This window comes from Saccharopolyspora sp. NPDC002376, from assembly GCF_053593195.1.
Map to the genome: position 1 here is coordinate 232,352 of NZ_JBSFBZ010000001.1, position 17,827 is coordinate 250,178.

A 17,827-nucleotide genomic window follows, 5' to 3' on the forward strand; every position below is an offset into this window, starting at 1 on the left:
GTTCGTGGCCAAGGTGAACTGGAACAACCAGTCCAAGCATTCCGTGCGATGCCGGGCCTGCACCAGGTCACGACCCCACACGTACAACCCGTGGCGAGCCACGATCACCGCCGGCGTCGCCGCGTCGAAGCTCGCCTCGAAAGCATCGCCCAGCACCCGCATGTCCTGGCTGTTGGACACCACCGGCACCGTCATCACATCGTCATCTCGACGCCCCAGGCCCTTGAGCATCTCCAGATCGCGCAGCACCACACCGTCGGGCCAGCGCTGCCCGGCTACCACAGCTGAGAGCATGTGCACGTGCACCACCGCACCCGTGCCGGCCACCGCCGCGATCCGCGCGTGCAACCCGGCCGAGGGTTGCTGATCCGGGTTGGGCTGATCGGGCACCGCCGCGCCCACCTCGTCGACCACCACCACGTCCGAGGCGGTCAACTCGCCCTTGTCCAAGCCGCTGGCGGTCACCGCCAACCGCAGCGGATCACGCCCCAACGTCACCGGTTCCCCGACGTGCCACGCATCCAGCCCAGTCCCGCCATCCGCGCCGACTCGGCGGCCAACGCCGCCCCGGCCTGCTCCAACTCGCTGCTCACACGATCACCTGGCTGGTGGCCGTCAGCGTCCCCTCGATGTCCAGCACGACCCACCCGCCGCGACCTGCACGCTCACCGCGACTCCTCCCCGAAGTACTCCGAGAGCCGATCCGGCGTGAACGCCCCGCGATCGGTCACCACCGTGGTCACGAACCGCGGATCGGTGACGTCGAACGCCGGGTACAGCCCGCGCACCAGATCAGTGGCACTGCGCCGCCCCAGCGTGTGCAGCACCTCATCACCGTCGCGGTACTCGATCGGCACATCCGCCCCGGTCGCCGAACGCGGGTCCGGCGCGTGGCACAACGCGTGGAACGGCACGCCGAAGGTGTGCGCGGCCACCGCATGCTGCAACGTGCCCACCTTGTTGATCACGTGGCCGTCCATGGTGATCCGGTCGCTGGCGGTCACCAGCGCATCGATCTCCCCGGCCCGCATCAGCGACGCGGGCATGGCGTCGGTGACCAGGGTGGTGTCCACACCCATCTCGGCCAGCGTGTGCGTGGTCAACCGCGCGCCCTGCAGGTACGGGCGGGTCTCGCTGCACACGAACGAAGGCTGCTTGCCCTGCTCCAGCAACGCCTCCACCAAACCCACCAGGTACAGATCACCCCAGCAGTGGGTCAGCACCCGGGCGCCCTGGGGGAGCAGCTGCGCACCGGCGCGGCCCATCTCCCGGCTGCGACGCCGGTAGTCCTCATCACCGGCCTGCGCGCCCTCCAGCGCCGCGGCAGCAACGTCGTCGCGCTCGGCCACGGCCGACATGACCCACTCGACTGCCTTGCGTGGCTGGTCGTTGGTCGGGCGCGTGGCGATCAGCCGATCACCAGCAGCCTGCAACCGCTTGCGGGCGGTGTCGGGATCATCCGCGGTGGTCTCGCCGGCGGCCAGCACCATGCCCCACAACACCGCGAAGTAAGGGCCTGAGGACTGGGTCACCATGTCCTCGATCGCGACGGCGACCTCTTCTACGGTTCGGGCGTGCACCCAGCGGTGCTCGAACGGGAACACCCTGCGGTCCAGGATGTGCACTCCGTCCTCGGCCAGTCGCACGCTGTCGGCCAGCGTCGCAGAGCCGGGGTGCGCGGAAGGTGGCGGCATGAATTCCTCGATGAAAAATGTGCGGTTCTTTCCACCGCCACACTAGTCAGCCCCGCCTGCAACCCGGCAAACCAACCCACATCGCGGGAGTCACCACCGGTACCGAACCGGACACGCAACTCCAGCTGCGCCAACTCCGGTGCGGGTCCCCGTAACAATGAATGGGGGTTGAGGAACATCGGAACGGTAGACAGCGCTAGGCCATGACCTGCTGGTTTGCGAGTTGACCTTGGTTGCTGACTGCTGCTGAGGTACGCCGTGGTGCCGCCACGGTGTGCGGTGTAAGCAGCAGGAGGCACTGCGTTGCCCGTTGAGTTGCTGTCCGATTTAAAGGCCACGGCCTACGGCCGGTTGCCCGAGTCGTTGTCCCGGGCCGAGTTGGAGCGTTTCTTCTTCCTCGACGATGTCGATCGGGGTCTGGTGGAGGCCAAGCGCCGGGATCACAACAAGCTCGGCTTCAGCTTGCAGCTGGTGACTGTGCGCAACGCCGGTGCGTTCCTCGACGACCCGCTGGACGTGCCGGTCGAGCTGGTCGATTACCTCGCCGAACAGCTCGGTATCGACGACGCGTCGTGTGCGAAGTCCTACGGCGAGCGGGTAATGACGCGTCTGGAACACCAGTGGGAGATCCGGCGCGCCGAGCGGTGGCGCGAGTTTTCCGAGGTGGAGGGCGAGCTCGGGGAGTGGATCGGGGCCCGTGCCTGGACCACGGGTGACGGGCCGAAGGCGGCCAACGCCGCCCTGATCGACGAGCAGGCGCGTATCGGCCTGGCCCAGGTCTGGGGTGGTGGGCATGTGGCCAGTGTGGACGGGATGCGGTTTGTCGTGCCGGTGCAGACGATCAACGCCCGCCACAATCCCCATTACTGGGGCCAGAAACGGGGCGCGACCTGGCTGAACATGCTCAACGACCAAGCCGCCGGGCTCGCCGGGAAAGTCGTCGCCGGCACACCTCGCGACTCCCTTCACGTCCTGGACGTGCTCTATGACCGCGACGGCGGGCAGAAACCGCAGATGATCGTGACAGATACCGCCTCCTACAGCGACATCGTCTTCGGTCTGCTCACCCTCGCCGGGTTCACCTACGCCCCGCAGCTGGCGGACCTGCCTGATCAGAAGTTGTGGCATCAACACCAAGGCGGATTACGGCCCTTTCGCCAACGCCGCCCGTGGCCGCATCGACGTGGAACCGGGTGCGATGGAACTGGGAGGACATCCTGCGCGTCACCGCCTCCATCCACACCGGCGCGGTCCGGGCGCATGACGTGATCCGGATGCTCTCCCGCGACGGCCACCCGACCCCGCTGGGCGAGGCGATCGCGCACTATGGACGGATCGCCAAGACCCTGCACGTGTTGCGTCTGGTCGACGACACCGGCTACCGCCGCGACATCAAAGCCCAGGCCAACCTCCAGGAAGGCCGCCACGCCCTGGCCCGGCGGATCTTCCACGGCCAGCGCGGCGAACTGCGGCCGCGCTACTACGAAGGTATGGAAGATCAGCTCGGTGCCCTCGGCCTCGTGCTCAACGCGATCGTGCTGTTCAACACGCGCTACCTCGACGCTGCGATCGCCGAGCTGCGCGCCAGCGGCTACGAGGTCCGCGACGAGGACGCCGCCCGGCTCTCGCCGTTCGTGCGCCACCACATCAACATGCTGGGTCGCGACTCGTTCCTCGCCCCGGAACTGGCTGGCGGGCTGCGCCCGCTGCGCGACCCGTCCGAACCGGCTGCGTCCTACAATGAATGCGGTTTGCGTGCCAGTGGATATGTCGAATCCGTACGGGTGCGTGACGAGCGGAGTGACGGGGATGGTCGAGACGATGGTCGTGGTCGAGCGGGGAGACGAGCTCGGCGAGGGATACCGGCGCCGCATCACCGAGGTCTACGTGCGCAGCTTCGCGGAGGACTTCGTCGCGTTCTCGCGCGACACCGGCAAGTTGGCCGACGCGTTCGAGCACATGCTGCTGCTCGAACGGTTCTACATCGCGCTCGTGGACGGGGAGCCCGCCGGCCTCGCCTCACTCACCGAGGGCGACCAGACGCTGTTCGCGCCGCGATGGCGGGAGATCCGGCGCCACCTCGGGCTGGCGCGCGGGCTGCTCGGCTACGTGGTGATCCGGAGCTGGTTCATGAGCGCCTCCGACGGCGCCCGGCCCGGGCTCGCCGAGATCGGGTTCGTCGCCACCGAGCCGGCCTATCAGGGTCGCGGCGTCGCGACCGCGTTGCTGCGTCACCTGCTGGCGCAGCCCGAGTATCGCGAGTACGTGCTCGAGGACATCAAGGACACCAACGCACCCGCCCTCGGCCTCTACGCCAAGCTCGGCTTCACGGTGTACAAGCGTCGGAAGGTGCGCTTCGCCCGACGCGCCGGATTCACCGAGCTCGTGTCGATGAAGCTCGTGCAGGACCCCGCGTCGCAGCCTGCCGCCGGGCGATCATCCGGAGCCGTCTGACCGGTCGCCGCCGTAGACGACACTGCCGGCACGGACTGCGGGTTGCTCGTGCGACGAGTCGACCAGCACGCCGTCAACTCCCCAAGTCAGCCCCGAATCCCTGTGAACAACTCCGCGAGATCAGCGCGTGCTACAAGCAGAGTCATCAGTCCATCCCCCTGTTGTCGATGTCCGAAATCGGCCGCACGGATGTCCGTAGTTCCCTGCACGCGGTCGGGTTGATGAGGTTTGGCGTTCCTGGCTGGGCACAACGTGACGCGTCCAGCCAGGAACTTGCCCGGCCACGGGCACAGGCGGTTGATCAGCCCGATGGCGTGACTGGTCGGATCGTCGATCTGGATGTTGCTGGTCAGGGCTAGAGCACGTAGCGACCGCGCACCCCGCCCTTCGCCATAGCCCGGTGGGCATCGGTGACCTGGTCCAGAGGCACGACCGTGTGCACTCGGGTCGGAAGTCGCCGGATGCGGCGCGGGCGAGTCGCCCAATCGCGGGCCGTCGGGGTGCGTTACCACGGCGGCTACGGTGATCCCGCGCTCCGTGGCCGGCACGGCGTTCGGCCGGACGCCGACGAAAGCCCCGCCGTCGCGGACCAAGGCGAGATCCTGCTCCTGCAGTGCGGCACCGTCGGCGACCGCGTCCCAGCCCGACTCGGCTTGCGTGGTGAAGCCGGCGCCGAGGCTGCGGCGGCACACTCGCCAAGCGCCCCGAGTTAGACAAAGCGCTGCTGTCGGCCAACCGCGAGGGCGACCAGATCGTGGTGACCAAGCTGGACCGGCTCGGCCGCTCCTCTTGAGGCACCTGATCCAGCTCCCCAAGGAGCTGGAGAACAAGGGCGTGGACCTGGTGGTGCTCGACCAGGGCATCGACACCTCCACCGACGTCGGCCGCATGTTCTTCCAAATTTTGGGGCGATCGCGGAGTTCGAGCACGCCCTGATGTCCGAGCGGACGATGGACGGCCTCGCGGCGGCGCGGGCGCGCGGTCGGACCGGCGGCCAGAAAGCCAAACTCGGCCCCCGGCAAGTGAAACTGGCCTGGCAGATGTACGACGAGAAAGACGAGGACGGCAAGCGCAAGCACACCGTCCAGCAGATTGCCGACGAGTTCGGCGTCACCCGCCCCACCATCTACCGCCACCTGGCCAAGGCGCAGACTTCGGAAACCGAGTAGCCGACCAAGGTATATCATCGCTGGTCAACCAAATCCGCCCGATATTCGACAACCCCTTTGCCCGTGCTGCAGATCACAAGAAATCTTCGAAGTGGTGCACCCGCAGCTCGCTGATTAGCAACTTCAGGGCTTGGCGCTGATTTTCGTGCCGATGTTCCTCAAACCCTGAATCCAGCGACCCGCACCGCGTTCCCCAACGGGAGGTACCCGTGCCCCTGGCACTGCCCGAGTCCTGACTGACCGACGGCGTCATCACCATCCGCCACCTCAGCGACGACGACGCCGAAGACTTCGCCACCGGAACCACCGACGAGGCAGTGTGTTGCTTCGCGCACCTGCCCAGCCTTTATCTGCCCGGGCGCTGGATGCCAGCCGAGTGCCGGAGGCGGACATGGTGTGCATCATGCGGCTGACTTCAGTGGCGAGCTGTCGGCTCGGAGTCAGCCGCGGGACCGCTCGTCGAGGACATCCACGAGGGCCGAGGCGACGCGAGCCACAGCCTGATCGTCGTCGTGGGCCAACTGCTGCAGGACTCCCTGCGCGATGGTCGTCGGCATCTCGACGAGCGCCTGGGCCAGCCGTATCCGCACCGCAGCGTCCGCAGTGGGCGCGGCGAGCTCGTCGACCAGCGCAGTCATGATCCGCTCTGCGCACCCGGAGTCCAGCGACAACGTTCCCAGGACCTCGGCCGCCTCGACGTCGTTCACGCCCTCGACCACCATTCCGACAAGCGTCGGCACAGCGGCGATCCCGCCACGCCGCCCCAAAGCCAGAGCAGCATGCCTGCGCACCGTTGCGTCCGAGTCGCCGAGAGCGTCCGCGAGCACCGCGGTCACCTCACCACCGGACATCTCGGCAACCGCCAGGACCGCACGCCGCCGGACATCGACGTCCTCCGAACGCACCCCGGACACCACACTCACCAAACCGTCACTACCCGCCCGCGCAAGGGCCCACCGCAAAGCCCCGGCAACGTTCGCGTCGGATTCGGCGAGGACCGCCCTCGCCAGCACCTCGGTGGGAACCGGCACACCCTCGGCCGGGGCCAGGATGCTCTGCTGCCGACTCGCAGCACTGGGGGAGTTGAGCCCGCGCATGAGCTCGACGATGCGCAGAACACCATGCCAGTCCGAGGGCGCCGAGGAATCGACTGCACGAAGGCGCTTGAGCAGCTCCTGCTCCCGCGCCAATCGGTCTTCGGCCCACCGGATGAGGTCGCCGACCAGTGTGGACGGCGTGAACGCCGGATCCTCCAGGGCGCGTCCGATCTGTCGCAACGACAATCCCAGCGAGCGCAGACTCTCCACGTGGAAGATCCGGCGAATGTCCTCATCGGAGTACTCGCGGTAGCCACCCATGGTGCGGCCCGTTGGCTGCACCAGCCCGAGGGACTCGTAGTGCCTGAGCATCCGGGTGCTCACCCCCGAGCGGCGTGCCACTTCTCCGATCAGCACGGTTTCACCGGATCCAGTCCGGGCCGAGCGCGACGATCCGCTTCGCCTCGTCGAGAACCGAGTTGAAACCGGCGTCCGGGTCCCGCAGCAGCATCTCCGTGGCACGGGCATGCGCACACACCACCGCGTCGTCACTCGCCAGTCCCGGCTGCAGAGCCGGCTCGGCCACGTCCCCGAGCGCGACGAGTGCCCGGCTGAGACTGAGGTGCACATTCCGGTCGCCACGACCGAGCTGCGCGACCAGTTCCTCAGCCAGCTCCTTCCGCTCCTCGTCGGGCACGAGGACGACAGCAGCACGCCATGCGCTGCGCGCGACCTCGTCGTCGGTGTCGCGCAACAACGACCGCGTGATCGCGGGCCACGTACTCCCGTCCCCGATCTTGGACAACGTGTGCAACGCCTGGCTTCGCGCCTGAGCCTGCTCAGAACGAAGCTCCGCGAGAAGTCTGGGCACCGTGATCTCCGATGGGAAGCGGGTCAACGCCCAGGTGAGCATGTCACGCACGAAGAAGTCCGGCTCGACCGCGCACCGCGCCACGAGCGCACCGACGAGGTTGGGGTCGGGGTGCGTGCCAACCGCCAGAGCGGCCTTGAGCCGCGCCGACGAGTCTTCTGCGTTCAACGACGCTTCAGGCGGACGGGCGCTCTGCGGGTTCCTGTGTGGCGAGTTGATGGGAATCACCTCCTGCACACAGTGAAGGCCTTGTCACAGTGTCAAGGTCAAGTGCGCGCCGCCCGCGGCGAGCGGCAGCTCGACCCTCGACGCCGCCGAAACCGCACTCACCGCACCAGCACCAAGCCGCTGACCTTTGGCACGAGGCCGTCAAACATGTTCAGGCGCAGGTGGATGCCGCGATCGAGTCAGTCGAGATGGCGGGCGAGCAGGTCGGCTTAATGCCGACGTTGCTCCGCCGAAGCGAACTGCGGGCACGGTGCGGAGCCGTAGAGATCATCGCCCGAATAGCGCGGGAAGACGTGCACGTGGTGGTGCCAAACGTCCTGATCACCGACCGGCTCGTTGTGCTGCCGGGTCGAAACTCCCTCGCAGCCGTACGCGGTGCGCAGCGCGATCGCGACCTCGCGGACCACGTCGTGCACAGCATGTCCGTGCTCGAGCGGAAGGTCGTAGAGATTCTCGTGGTGGGCATTGGGGATCACCAGCACGTGGCCGAGGTTGCGCGGCCACCACCGAGGTGAGATCAGCGCGGTGGCCAACTCGGCACGCAGCACGATGTCGCGCTGGCTGTTGATCGCCGTTTCGCCGCCAGCCAGCAGAACGCAGAACGGGCAGGTGTAGCTGGGCGGTTCGTGGTTGTGCAACGGCGACCTCTCCTCGAACGAACGAGCCCGACAGCGAACAGCTCAGCCTCGGCGAGGGTGAGGAGGAGAACGCGGCGGTCAGCGTCAAGATCGGCGTTGGGCATCGTGAGGACTACTACCTGGTCAAGATAGACCGGTCCTAGGGGCCTACCAGGGGTCCCGCCAGTCATCCAACCGCTCCGTCACCAACCAGATTCGAGCCGCCGACCTCGAGATTCGGAGCTAGCCATTGGTCTTTCGGCACGCGCTACCAGGATGTAGGAGAGCAGCGGGGGGAGGAAATGACAGTGGCCTTGGCACTGGCGCAGGATGCAGGTCTGCGCCAGTGCCAAGGCCACCGCTGTTGACGCCGGGTCAGCGCCGCTTCTTCGGCGGGTCCTTGCGCAACAGGTCCGGTCCGATGATCCGCCGCACCACGCGGCGCACCAGGCCGCGCTTCTTCGCCGGCGCAGCAGGCGCCTTCGCAGCGGGCCGGGGCGCGGGCTTGGGCTCCGCCCTGACCTCCGGCGGTGCGACCGCCGACTGCGGGCCCGTCATGCTCGGCGAAGCAGCCGGCGGCTCGGGGTTGAGGCGCTTGGCGAACTCAGGGCGCTCGTCGCGGATCGCGGGAATGTAGGGCTGGGTGACCTCCACCCGCTCCGGTGCATCCGCCATCGGGGGCGGCGACGCCGGTCGAGTGGGGAGGACCGCCTCGTTCAACGGCAGCTGACCGACGATGCGGGTCGTCGGCGGCCCGGGATCCGGCCGCGGCGCCTGCTGCGCCTCCGACTGGACCACCGGCTGGAACCACGGTCGAGCAATGTCGTCTTGAATAGTCATCCGAATCGACTCTGCGGGGAGCAAACGGCCAGTGTCACCGGAACGGGGTCTTCCCGAACCAGCCGATCAGACCCTACCGGTAACGGACAGATAAAGCACACCCCCGTGTTTCCTAGCTCTCTCCGACGATCACACCCAGTACCCAATGCACTATTCAGTGCAGCAGTGAAGTCCATTTGGAGTAGTTGAGCACCGAAATGGTTGCCCAGCCAGCACGAACGAACACTGTGAGTGCGCAAAATCGGCGTCGATCGTCCACACGGGAGCAGCTCGACCGTCGCGCGCCAAAGACAAAGATCACAGCCAGGTAACCCCGACGATGGCTCATCGCGACCGGGAACCGGGTTGCTCAGCAGGGTGTTTCGTGGTTGCTCCGGTCGGCCAACGGCTCGGGGATGGCCGCCTGGCGCAGCTGACGGAACTCCGAGGCCAGTGTGCCCGCCGTCCAGTGGGCGTTGAGACCGCTGGTGTTGGGCAGCACCCACACCTGTGCGTCCTCGATCCGGCGGTCCTGGCGGCCCACAGTTGCCCGGCGCTCACCGAAGGCCACCCGGTACGCGGTGATCCCCACCACCGCCACCCACTCCGGCTGGTACTGCCGCACCTTCGCCGCCAGGGTCATGCCGCCAGCGCGCAGCTCGTCGTCGGACAACTCGGCCGCGCGCGCACTGGCTCGCACCACGAAGTTGGTGATGCCCAACCCGAAGCCCGGCAGCTCATCCTGCTCGTGCGGCTCCAACAGGCGCGGGGTGAACCCGGAGTCATGCAGCGCCGGCCAGAACCGGTTGCCCGGGCGTGCGAAGTGGTGCCCGGTCGCACCCGACCACAGCCCGGGGTTGATTCCGCAGAACAGCACCCGCAGGCCAGGGGAGAGGACGTCCGGGATCCTCGCTCCTTCCGCGGCGGCCAGCTCCTGCGCACTCGGACGGTTCCCCGACAACTCCCACCTCCGGTACGGCAACCCAATTCACCCCGGACCTTAACCGGCCGTCCACCACCACTCGGGCGCAACCGCCCAACTCGTCCGCCACCCAGCCCGAAACACAATAACGTAACCAGTAAAACAAAACGTAACTCAACAAACGAAACAAAACTGGGACGAGAGGAAACGGACATAATGACACCACGCATAATCGCGCTTATGTGCGGTAAGGTGTCCGCATGGAGATCGTTTCGGGCGCGGGCGCCAGGGTGCAGCCGATGGGGGAGCAAACGGAACTCCTGGCCTCGACGACGAGGACAGGCCACACCGTCACCGCGCTGATCTCGGCCTGGCTGGGCTCGTTCGCCGACTCCTCGGACACCCGCGCCGCCTACGCGCGCGACCTGCGCGAGTACCTCGCGTGGTGCACCCAGCGCGAGCTCGACCCGCTGACCATGCGCCTACCCGAAGTGCAGATGTACGCAGCTCAACTGGCCGCAGCGACCAACCCCCGCACCGGGCGCCCCTTCGCCGCGTCGACCCGCGCGCGCAAACTGGCCGCGGTCTCCAGCTGGTACACCTTCCTCGTGCGGGCCGGAGCGATCGACGCCAACCCCGCCCGCGACGCCGCCCGGCCCCGATACGACCGCAGGCACTCGACGACGGCCAGTGTCTCCGAGCAACAAGCCGCGCAGATGCTGACCAACAGCCGCGACTACGCGCACCGCACCCTCGGCCCGCAAGCGGCAGCGTTGGCCATGATGTTGCTGATCGACTTGGGCATCCGAGTATCGGAGCTGTGCAACGCCGACCTGGCCGACCTCGGCCAGCGCGACGGCATGCGGGTGCTGACCGTGCGGATGAAGGGCGGCAAAGTCCGCACCCGTCCCATCCCGGCGCCGCTGGCGCCGGTTCTCGACGACTACCTGCAGTCTCGGCCGTCCGATGTGGACACGACCGCGCTGCTGGTCACCCGACATGGCAACCGCGTCAACCGGCACCAGGTCTACCGGCTCGTGCAGACCCTGGCCACGCAAGCCGGAGTGCCGATGCCGCAGCGGATCACCCCGCACTCGATGCGGCACGCCTTCAACACCATCGCCCGGGAAAGGGGAGCGGCCCTGGAAGACCGCCGCGACGCCCTCGGGCACTCCTCAGCCGCGATCACCCAGCTCTACGACCACGTCGCCCTGTCCCTGACCCGCGACCCAGCCCATCTCGTCGCTGGAGCAATCCACCGAACCAACCCGGAAACACCGGAATCCCAAGAGGAATCACCTTGATCATTTATGTCACGGTGACGAAAATGATCGCCTGTGCCGCACGCTCCGCGGCATCCGAGGGAGACAACGCGAAGGGGTTGAGGGCATGGGAAACCGCTGGGGTGGCGTGACCATCGACTGCGTCGACGTGGAACGAGTAGCACGTTTCTGGAGCAGCCTCCTGGACCGCCCGCAGGGGCCGACACGGCCCGGCTGGATCTACCTCGGCCACCCTGACGACGTGCAGCCCCGCCTTGTCTTCCAGCCGGTGACCGAGCCGAAGCGCGGCAAAGCGCGTCTGCACCTCGACATCGTGGTCGACGACATCGATCAAGGCATCGCCCAGGTCACCGCACTCGGTGGCCGGTTCACCGGCGAACGGCACGACTACGACGAGGGAGTGGTCGTGGTGATGGCCGATCCCGAAGACCACGAGTTCTGCCTGGCCCAGTACGACTGACGTTCAACTGGTTCACCCGACGCGCAGGTGCTCGGCCGCCCAGGACGCCTGGATCTGCAACGCGTCGTTCGAGGGTGAGCACGGCTCGGCGGTCCACACGATCAGCTGCTGGTCCGGCGCGTGTTCGCGTTCGGCAGTCGATCGCTTTCCGAACAGGCATCCCGGCGTCCTGGTCAGGGGCGCGCCAGGGTGGGAGGCGGTCCGCAGACCGTTTCGACCCGGCAACCCTGGCGGCCGGGGCTCATCCTGGGGGCATGGCCGCCACCGGCACGGGAGTGCAGCGGGTTTCCGGCAGCGCGGGCGGTGTCTGCTGGTTGTGCGGCAGGCTGGCGGTGTGCGGGGAGCAGCTGCCCGGCCGCGGGCACCGGACCAGGCTCCTCTAGGGGGCCGACCGGGATACGCGAGAAAGGGGCAATGAGCCCCTGAAACCGCTGCTCAGCCGTCTCCGGTGATCCGGCGACCACGTCGGCTGGCCCGCCGGCGCGCTCCTGTCGTTCCACAGTGATCCCCATGCGTATACGGAGGTACCAATGAAGGCGATCGTCGCGGCGGATCAGGCCGCGGAAGCAGCCGGAATCACACTCGCGGAGCGGCCTGAGCCGACGCCGGCGATCAACGACGTCGTCGTTGAAGTCCATGCGTCGGGCTTCGTCCCTGCAGAGTGGGAGTGGCCCTCGACGTGGGTCGATCGCTCCGGTCACGATCGAGCCCAGGCGATCATCGGCCACGAGTTCGCTGGAGTGGTCACCTCCCTCGGCTACGGCACGACGGGACTGTCGCTGGGACAGCGGGTGTTCGGGATCACCGACTGGCACCGCGATGGAACCCTGGCCGAGTACGCGGCCGTGGAGGCACGCAACCTTGCGCCGCTGCCGGGGAACGTCGACTTCGCGGTGGGTGCGAGCCTGCCGATCTCCGGCCTGACCGCGTGGCAAGGCCTGTTCCAGCACGGTCGTCTTCAGGCGGGGCAGAGCGTCCTCGCACACGGCGCCGCCGGCGCGGTTGGATCTGTGGTGACGCAGCTCGCCCGGGAGTTCGGCGCCTACGTCATCGGTACCGGGCGGGCGGCGGACCGCCAGCTGGCGCGCGACTTCGGTGCGAACGAGTTCCTCGACCTCGGCGACGCCGATCTCGAAGACCTCGGCGTGGTCGACCTGGTCTTCGATGTCATCGGCGGTGACATCCAAAGGCGCTCGGCGAGCATCATCCGGCCTGGCGGGACGCTGGTGTCGGTGGTCGGGCCTGCTGAGACTCGCCCTGTCGACGGCCTCGCGGTCGACTTCGTCGTCGAGTCTGTTCCGAGTCAGCTGGTGGAGATCGTCGACCGGGTGCGGGACGGGCGCCTTCGCACGCACATCGGAACCGTCGCGACCCTCGACGACGCCGTCCCTGCGCTCAACCCGACCGAGCGGCGCAAGGGCAAGACTGTCATTCGCGTGCGCCCCTGAGCGCCCTGGAATAGGCCAACAGCGCCGTCATGCTGACTCCCTACTGACGAGATCGGCACCCGACCCGACCCCGACGACGTAAGTGGGGCCGCTCAACTTCGACAAGGCGGGGCCGAAGAAGCTCGACAAAGCCAGATCTCGGCACGCCTGGCCGGGTCCTGGCAGCCCCGAGACCCAGTGGCTGGAGCCGGTCGCCGAGGGCACCTACAACGGTCCCCGTACCACCAGCCGCTGACCCGGCGCTTTCTCCGTCATCGGGCGATGCTCGTCGCGGCGATGTGCGGTGTTGCTGCCAGTTGGGCCAGGAGGTCGAGGGTGTCGGTGGAGGGGGAGTTCTCCTCGGTGGTGACCACGACGAGGGACTGCTCTGGGGAGTGGGTGAGCTGGAGGCTCTGCTGGGTGATGGTGAGCTCGCCGACCAGCGGGTGGCGCAACCGGAACGAGTCGCCTTCGCAGGGTTTGACCCGGTGGTCGCCCCACAGCGCGACGAACTCCGGGCACTTCACCGACAGCTCGCCGACCAGCGAAGCCAGCAACGCGTCCTCGGGGTGACGGCCCGCGGCCAGTCGGAGGCTGGCCACCAGCCCACGTGCCTTGCGGTCCCAGTCCGCGTAGAGCTCGCGGGTGTGCGGGTCCAGGAACAGCATCCGGACCAGGTTGGGGCGCTTGCCTGGGCGTTCCGGGGCGGTCGGGTCGATGTGCCCGGCCAGCAGGGCGTGACCCATGGGCGTCCACGCCAGCACATCGGTTCGCCGGCCGACGACCAGCGCGGGCACGTTGCCCAGCGACCGCAGCAGCTCGCGGGTCATCCCCTTGACGCGCTCCGTCGGAGGGCGTTTGTGCGGGCGGGAACGCTGAGCGGCGAGTTCTCGCAGGTGAGCGCGTTCGTGATCGTCCAGGCGCAGTGCGGTGGCCAGAGCGTCGAGCACACCGTCGGAGGCGTTGGTCGACTGGTGCTGTTCCAAGCGCGTGTAGTACGAGACGCTGACGCCCGCCAGCTTTGCGAGTTCTTCACGGCGCAGTCCGGCAACGCGGCGGTGGCCCGGTGGCGTGATCAGTCCGACGTCTTCTGGTTGCAGACGCGCTCGCCGCGCTCGCAGGAACTCGCCGAGGTGCCCAGAGCTTGCCATGCCCTCACTATGCCTTCAGCGCCGGCGGTGAGCCTGCCCCTGTCAGTGGTATGCACAGTCGGGGCTGGTTGGCAGGGGCACCGCGGGCGCAGGCTTGGGGAGAGCTGAATCGAGAGCCTTTCGGAGCAATCATGCGAGAAATCGTGCTGGGCGAGGTCACCGTCACCCGGGTGATCGAGTACTACGGGCCGGTCGCGATGTCGCCAACCACCTTCGTGCCGGACGCGCCGGTGCAGACGTGGCGGGACAACGAATCGTGGCTGGCACCGGACTTCATCGACCCCGCCGCGAACGAGTGCGTGTGCGCGGTGCAGACCTGGGTGCTGCGCAGCCAGGGGCGGACGATCCTGGTCGACACCGGCGTCGGCAACCACAAGGAGCGGCCGGATACCGAGTTGTGGGACCACCTCGACACCGACTTCCTCGGCAACCTCGCCCGTGCCGGGGTCCGGCCCGAGGACGTCGACCTGGTGGTCAACACGCATCTGCACGTCGACCACGTCGGCTGGAACACGCGGCTGCAGGGCGAGGACTGGGTGCCGACCTTCCCCAACGCGACCTATCTGATGCCGCGCACCGACTTCGACTACTGGAACCCCGCCAACGGCCACCCCTCAGCGCAGCGCCGCGATTCCCAGAACGTCTTCCACGACAGCGTCGATCCGGTGCATCGAGCGGGCCAAACCCTGCTGTGGGAGGGCGAGCACGTCATCGACGACAACCTGCGGCTTGTCCTCGCGCCGGGGCACACTCCCGGATCGTCGGTGCTGAGCTTGGATTCCGGTGGTGACCGGGCGCTGTTCGTCGGGGATTTGCTGCACACCGCAGTGCAGTTCCTCGAACCCGATGCCAACAGCTGCTTCTGCGAGGACCCCGTCCAGGCGCGGGCCACTCGGCGCAGGTTGCTGGGGCAGGCCGCTGACACCAACACCCTGGTGCTGCCCGCACATCTCGGTGGGCACGGCGGCGCGGAGGTCGTGCGGGAGGGCGAGAAGTTCGCCATCAAGTCGTGGGCACCGTTCGCCCGGATCTGAGAGGAGGACAGCAGGTGTCCGACCCCATCGTGACCACCACCCGCGGAGCCGTGCGCGGAACCACCAGCGGCAGCGTGCGGCGCTTCCTGGGCGTCCCGTATGCCGCTGCGCCCCGGGGTATCGACCGGTTCGCCCCGCCTGTTGCGCATCAGCCCTGGTCAGGCGTACGCGATGCCACCCGTCCCGGGCCGACCGCGCCCCAAGCACGCCGGGACGGGTTCGCCGCGCTCGACATGTCACCGTTCTTCGGTCCCGGCTGGGTCCGCGGGGACGACTACCTCACCGTCAACGTCTGGGCGCCGCAGCCGGCTCAGCGCTGCCCGGTGATGGTGTTCGTGCACAGCGGTGGGTTCGTCTCCGGTTCAACCCGGTCTCCGCTCTACGACGGCAGTGCGTTCGCCCGCGATGGTGTGGTTCTGGTGACGGTGAACTACCGGCTGGGCATCACCGGGTTCCTCGATGTGCCCGGGGCTCCGCGTAACCGCGGACTGCTCGACGTCCGCGCCGCGTTGCGGTGGGTGCAGGACAACATCGACGCCTTCGGCGGCGATCCGGGCAATGTCACGCTGTTCGGTCAGTCCGCTGGTGCCACGCTCGTCGCAGCGCTGCTCGCCGACACCGAGGCCAGGGGGTTGTTCCAGCGCGCGATCGTGCAGAGCGGCAACGGGCTCGGGGCGTTCACGCCGGAGCAGGCTGCGGTGGTGACCCGTGCGGCGGCCACTGCTCTCGGCATCGAACCGACCGCTGCTGGTTTCGGTGCCGTGCCTGACGAGCGGTTGGTCGAGATCATGCCCGAGCTCGGCGGCCTGGACCTGCAGACGGCGGGGGAGTTCGATCCGCTGGTCGGTCTCACCCCGTTCGACGTGGTGCTCGAGCGCCAGCCCGCCGACAGCGACTTGGCGGACGTGGACCTGCTCGTGGGCTCCAACACCGAGGAAGGCAACCTCTACCTCGCGCCGCAGGGGGCTCTACCGACCTCGACCGCCGCCGATGTGCGAGAGCTTGCCGCCCGGGTGCACCGGGATCCGGACTCGCTCATCGCGGCCTACCGGGCGCAGCGGCCGGAGGCCGGTCACGGCGAACTGCGCTCGGCGATCCTCGGTGATGCGATGTTCGCAGCGGGCGGCCGCATGCTGGCCGAAGCCCACGGCAATGCGCACGTCTACGAGTTCGCCTGGGGATCGTCGGCTGTGGACGGTCAGCTCGGTGCGGCGCACTCGGTCGAGCTGCCGTTCGTCTTCGACCTGCTCGACCTCCCGGTGCTGCGCGGGGCGCAGGGACTGCTTGGGACGGGGGAGCCGCCTGAGGCGTTGGCGAAGGAGATGCACGCCGCGTGGATCTCCTTCGCCACGACCGGACATCCCGGTTGGCCTCGGCTGTCAGAAGGGGGCCTTCTACGGCGCTTCGACTCGGTCTCCGAAACCGCCGCAGCACGCGATCTGTCCGTGTGGTGAGCCATGAAACACCCTTGATCATTAATGTCACGGTGACGAAATGATCAAGGGTGTTTCTGCGCCGCGGATCCGGTGTTATCGCGGCAGGTCGTCGCCTTTGTGCGTGGCTGCTTTGAAGGCGACCTTGAGCGGGGACCAGCCGTTGTCGGTGGTGTAGGGACCGCCGTTGGGGCCGTGGTGCCAGTAGCGCAGGCAGAAACCTCCGGCGCCCTTGAGCTTGCGGAGATTGCTGTGGCTGACGTTCGGGTCCGAGCATTCGGGATTCCCGTTGCCGTTCAGATCCTCGTCGAAGCCGTACTTCTGGTGCGCGAAGTACCCCTTGTCGATGCCCGAGTCGTACGACACCGTCGTGTCCTCGGCGGATCCGACAAGGCTCCAATCGATCCCGGCGGCCCACGGATCGTCCAGGCCGCGGTCGTTGCGACCGGGCGCGGACTCATGCAGCTTGTCGATGAACCCCGACCCGCCGTTGCTGCTCGGGGTCATCTGGTACCACTGCCGGGTGCAGTGATCGGGATCGCCGCACGGATTCTTGCTCACGCCCTGGTGCGGAGTGCCGAGCGTGACGATGTTGTCCACGGCCACCTTCGGCGGGAAACCCTTCCAACCCTCGCCGGTGCCCAGCACCGCGACGCGGGTGATCAGACCGCCCATCGAGTGCGCGACGATGTCGACCTTCTCGCCCTTGCTGGTGTAGTTCCGGTAGATGTAGTTGGCGAAGTCCTTCGCGAGGTCCTGGATGGGACGGTCGGGGGTCGCATCGCCATCGCCGATCACGTCATCGCAGTACTTGGCGTCACCCTTGTAGTAACCGATCGTCCGCAGCGAGGAACGATCCCGGCCGCCCTTGTCGTGGAAGTACTGGAGGGCCGTGTTCCAGGTCGACTCGTTGCACTCGGTGGGCGGTTTGGCGTTGTAGCCGTGCACCAGCAGCATCGTGTTCTGCTTGGCGGCCGGTGCGGCGTCTCCGTGTTCCTCGGCCTGGACCGATGCCGGGATGCTGAAGGCGAGCCCCGCGGCGGCGAGCGCGGCGATCACTGCGTGCCATCGTCGGTTGGTCATCGAGCGCACTCCCGTCGGTCGACGTCGATGCGAGGCCTTGGTAGCGCCTCGCATCCGGACGACATCGCGGTCTGTTGGGGACCAGCGGTTCAGAGCTCGACCACGCGCGGCCCGCAGGCGCCTGATGTCGTTCCCGCCGACTCTA

General features: G+C 67.8%; 18 protein-coding genes and 3 pseudogenes. 12 read left to right on the forward strand and 9 right to left on the reverse strand.

The window, feature by feature from the left end:
- Positions 1 to 3: 3 nt before the first annotated feature.
- Positions 4 to 539, reverse strand: a pseudogene (mtnB, locus tag ACWCO2_RS01340) (methylthioribulose 1-phosphate dehydratase); the annotation flags it as partial.
- Positions 540 to 665: 126 nt separating this feature from the next.
- Positions 666 to 1,694: a s-methyl-5-thioribose-1-phosphate isomerase gene (locus ACWCO2_RS01345; protein ID WP_450125693.1), complete on the reverse strand. Its 1,029-nt coding sequence runs from the start codon at positions 1,692 to 1,694 to the stop codon at positions 666 to 668.
- Between the two features lie 303 nt (positions 1,695 to 1,997).
- On the opposite strand from ACWCO2_RS01345, the gene ACWCO2_RS01350 reads away from it, so the two are divergent.
- The 6 genes and pseudogenes from ACWCO2_RS01350 to ACWCO2_RS01375 all read left to right on the forward strand — a co-directional run bounded on the left by ACWCO2_RS01350 (position 1,998) and on the right by ACWCO2_RS01375 (position 5,317).
- Entirely contained in the window at positions 1,998 to 2,963 is a 966-nt protein-coding gene (locus tag ACWCO2_RS01350) for a Tn3 family transposase (RefSeq protein WP_450125694.1), read from the forward strand.
- Positions 2,888 to 3,298: pseudogene (locus ACWCO2_RS01355) on the forward strand (Tn3 family transposase); the annotation flags it as partial. The gene ACWCO2_RS01350 and the pseudogene ACWCO2_RS01355, both read left to right, overlap by 76 nt.
- Positions 3,299 to 3,503: 205 nt before the next feature.
- Complete coding sequence (locus ACWCO2_RS01360; protein WP_450125695.1) at positions 3,504 to 4,148, forward strand: GNAT family N-acetyltransferase; 645 nt, start codon at positions 3,504 to 3,506, stop codon at positions 4,146 to 4,148.
- A 694-nt stretch (positions 4,149 to 4,842) separates the two neighbouring features.
- A pseudogene (locus tag ACWCO2_RS01365) lies at positions 4,843 to 4,941 on the forward strand (recombinase family protein); the annotation flags it as partial.
- A complete protein-coding gene (locus ACWCO2_RS01370; protein WP_450125696.1) occupies positions 4,938 to 5,084 on the forward strand; it encodes a recombinase family protein in 147 nt (48 codons plus the stop codon). The pseudogene ACWCO2_RS01365 and the gene ACWCO2_RS01370, both read left to right, overlap by 4 nt.
- Positions 5,084 to 5,317 (forward strand): helix-turn-helix domain-containing protein, encoded by a 234-nt coding sequence (locus ACWCO2_RS01375; RefSeq protein WP_450125697.1) that lies wholly within the window; start codon positions 5,084 to 5,086, stop codon positions 5,315 to 5,317. Before ACWCO2_RS01370 ends, ACWCO2_RS01375 begins: the two co-directional genes overlap by 1 nt.
- A gap of 440 nt (positions 5,318 to 5,757) precedes the next feature.
- Here ACWCO2_RS01375 and ACWCO2_RS01380 read toward each other — a convergent pair whose 3' ends face one another.
- The 5 genes from ACWCO2_RS01380 to mug form a co-directional block, all read right to left on the reverse strand.
- Positions 5,758 to 6,771, reverse strand: coding sequence for a MerR family transcriptional regulator (locus ACWCO2_RS01380; protein WP_450125698.1), 1,014 nt, complete (start codon positions 6,769 to 6,771; stop codon positions 5,758 to 5,760).
- Positions 6,772 to 6,775: 4 nt separating this feature from the next.
- The gene (locus tag ACWCO2_RS01385; protein WP_450125699.1) at positions 6,776 to 7,453 is read right to left on the reverse strand and encodes a HEAT repeat domain-containing protein; all 678 of its coding nucleotides are present in this window, start codon (positions 7,451 to 7,453) and stop codon (positions 6,776 to 6,778) included.
- Positions 7,454 to 7,662: 209 nt separating this feature from the next.
- The gene (locus ACWCO2_RS01390) at positions 7,663 to 8,091 is read right to left on the reverse strand and encodes an HIT family protein (RefSeq protein ID WP_450125700.1); all 429 of its coding nucleotides are present in this window, start codon (positions 8,089 to 8,091) and stop codon (positions 7,663 to 7,665) included.
- A gap of 354 nt (positions 8,092 to 8,445) precedes the next feature.
- Positions 8,446 to 8,910, reverse strand: coding sequence for a hypothetical protein (locus ACWCO2_RS01395; protein ID WP_450125701.1), 465 nt, complete (start codon positions 8,908 to 8,910; stop codon positions 8,446 to 8,448).
- A 349-nt stretch (positions 8,911 to 9,259) separates the two neighbouring features.
- Positions 9,260 to 9,850: a G/U mismatch-specific DNA glycosylase gene (mug, locus tag ACWCO2_RS01400; protein ID WP_450125702.1), complete on the reverse strand. Its 591-nt coding sequence runs from the start codon at positions 9,848 to 9,850 to the stop codon at positions 9,260 to 9,262.
- Positions 9,851 to 10,071: 221 nt separating this feature from the next.
- Here mug and ACWCO2_RS01405 point away from each other — a divergent pair, with 221 nt between their 5' ends.
- The 4 genes from ACWCO2_RS01405 to ACWCO2_RS01420 all read left to right on the forward strand — a co-directional run bounded on the left by ACWCO2_RS01405 (position 10,072) and on the right by ACWCO2_RS01420 (position 13,002).
- Positions 10,072 to 11,115 (forward strand): tyrosine-type recombinase/integrase, encoded by a 1,044-nt coding sequence (locus tag ACWCO2_RS01405; protein WP_450125703.1) that lies wholly within the window; start codon positions 10,072 to 10,074, stop codon positions 11,113 to 11,115.
- Between the two features lie 85 nt (positions 11,116 to 11,200).
- Positions 11,201 to 11,554, forward strand: a complete 354-nt coding sequence (locus ACWCO2_RS01410) for a VOC family protein (RefSeq protein WP_450125704.1) — start codon at positions 11,201 to 11,203, stop codon at positions 11,552 to 11,554.
- Between the two features lie 254 nt (positions 11,555 to 11,808).
- On the forward strand, positions 11,809 to 11,937 hold the full coding sequence (locus tag ACWCO2_RS01415; protein WP_450125705.1) for a hypothetical protein: 129 nt from the start codon (positions 11,809 to 11,811) through the stop codon (positions 11,935 to 11,937).
- 147 nt (positions 11,938 to 12,084) lie between these two features.
- Complete coding sequence (locus ACWCO2_RS01420; RefSeq protein WP_450125706.1) at positions 12,085 to 13,002, forward strand: NADP-dependent oxidoreductase; 918 nt, start codon at positions 12,085 to 12,087, stop codon at positions 13,000 to 13,002.
- Between the two features lie 251 nt (positions 13,003 to 13,253).
- Here ACWCO2_RS01420 and ACWCO2_RS01425 read toward each other — a convergent pair whose 3' ends face one another.
- Positions 13,254 to 14,132 carry a helix-turn-helix transcriptional regulator gene (locus tag ACWCO2_RS01425; protein WP_450125707.1) on the reverse strand — a complete coding sequence of 293 codons (879 nt, stop codon included), beginning with the start codon at positions 14,130 to 14,132 and terminating at the stop codon, positions 13,254 to 13,256.
- 131 nt (positions 14,133 to 14,263) lie between these two features.
- Here ACWCO2_RS01425 and ACWCO2_RS01430 point away from each other — a divergent pair, with 131 nt between their 5' ends.
- Positions 14,264 to 15,166, forward strand: coding sequence for an MBL fold metallo-hydrolase (locus ACWCO2_RS01430; RefSeq protein ID WP_450125708.1), 903 nt, complete (start codon positions 14,264 to 14,266; stop codon positions 15,164 to 15,166).
- 14 nt (positions 15,167 to 15,180) lie between these two features.
- Complete coding sequence (locus tag ACWCO2_RS01435) at positions 15,181 to 16,620, forward strand: carboxylesterase/lipase family protein (protein ID WP_450125709.1); 1,440 nt, start codon at positions 15,181 to 15,183, stop codon at positions 16,618 to 16,620.
- A gap of 75 nt (positions 16,621 to 16,695) precedes the next feature.
- Here the strand turns inward: ACWCO2_RS01435 and ACWCO2_RS01440 are convergent, their stop codons facing one another.
- Positions 16,696 to 17,682 (reverse strand): esterase/lipase family protein, encoded by a 987-nt coding sequence (locus ACWCO2_RS01440; protein WP_450125710.1) that lies wholly within the window; start codon positions 17,680 to 17,682, stop codon positions 16,696 to 16,698.
- Positions 17,683 to 17,827: the final 145 nt, after the last annotated feature.

What these genes read in the sequence shown, in the direction of transcription:
- ACWCO2_RS01415 (WP_450125705.1), top strand. Translation starts at nt 11,809, where the DNA reads ATGGCCGCCACCGGCACGGGAGTGCAGCGGGTTTCCGGCAGCGCGGGC.
- ACWCO2_RS01405 (WP_450125703.1), top strand. Translation starts at nt 10,072, where the DNA reads ATGGAGATCGTTTCGGGCGCGGGCGCCAGGGTGCAGCCGATGGGGGAG.
- ACWCO2_RS01395 (WP_450125701.1), bottom strand. Translation starts at nt 8,910, where the DNA reads ATGACTATTCAAGACGACATTGCTCGACCGTGGTTCCAGCCGGTGGTC.
- ACWCO2_RS01420 (WP_450125706.1), top strand. Translation starts at nt 12,085, where the DNA reads ATGAAGGCGATCGTCGCGGCGGATCAGGCCGCGGAAGCAGCCGGAATC.
- ACWCO2_RS01375 (WP_450125697.1), top strand. Translation starts at nt 5,084, where the DNA reads ATGTCCGAGCGGACGATGGACGGCCTCGCGGCGGCGCGGGCGCGCGGT.
- ACWCO2_RS01410 (WP_450125704.1), top strand. Translation starts at nt 11,201, where the DNA reads ATGGGAAACCGCTGGGGTGGCGTGACCATCGACTGCGTCGACGTGGAA.
- ACWCO2_RS01440 (WP_450125710.1), bottom strand. Translation starts at nt 17,682, where the DNA reads ATGACCAACCGACGATGGCACGCAGTGATCGCCGCGCTCGCCGCCGCG.
- ACWCO2_RS01345 (WP_450125693.1), bottom strand. Translation starts at nt 1,694, where the DNA reads ATGCCGCCACCTTCCGCGCACCCCGGCTCTGCGACGCTGGCCGACAGC.
- ACWCO2_RS01430 (WP_450125708.1), top strand. Translation starts at nt 14,264, where the DNA reads ATGCGAGAAATCGTGCTGGGCGAGGTCACCGTCACCCGGGTGATCGAG.
- ACWCO2_RS01360 (WP_450125695.1), top strand. Translation starts at nt 3,504, where the DNA reads ATGGTCGAGACGATGGTCGTGGTCGAGCGGGGAGACGAGCTCGGCGAG.
- ACWCO2_RS01425 (WP_450125707.1), bottom strand. Translation starts at nt 14,132, where the DNA reads ATGGCAAGCTCTGGGCACCTCGGCGAGTTCCTGCGAGCGCGGCGAGCG.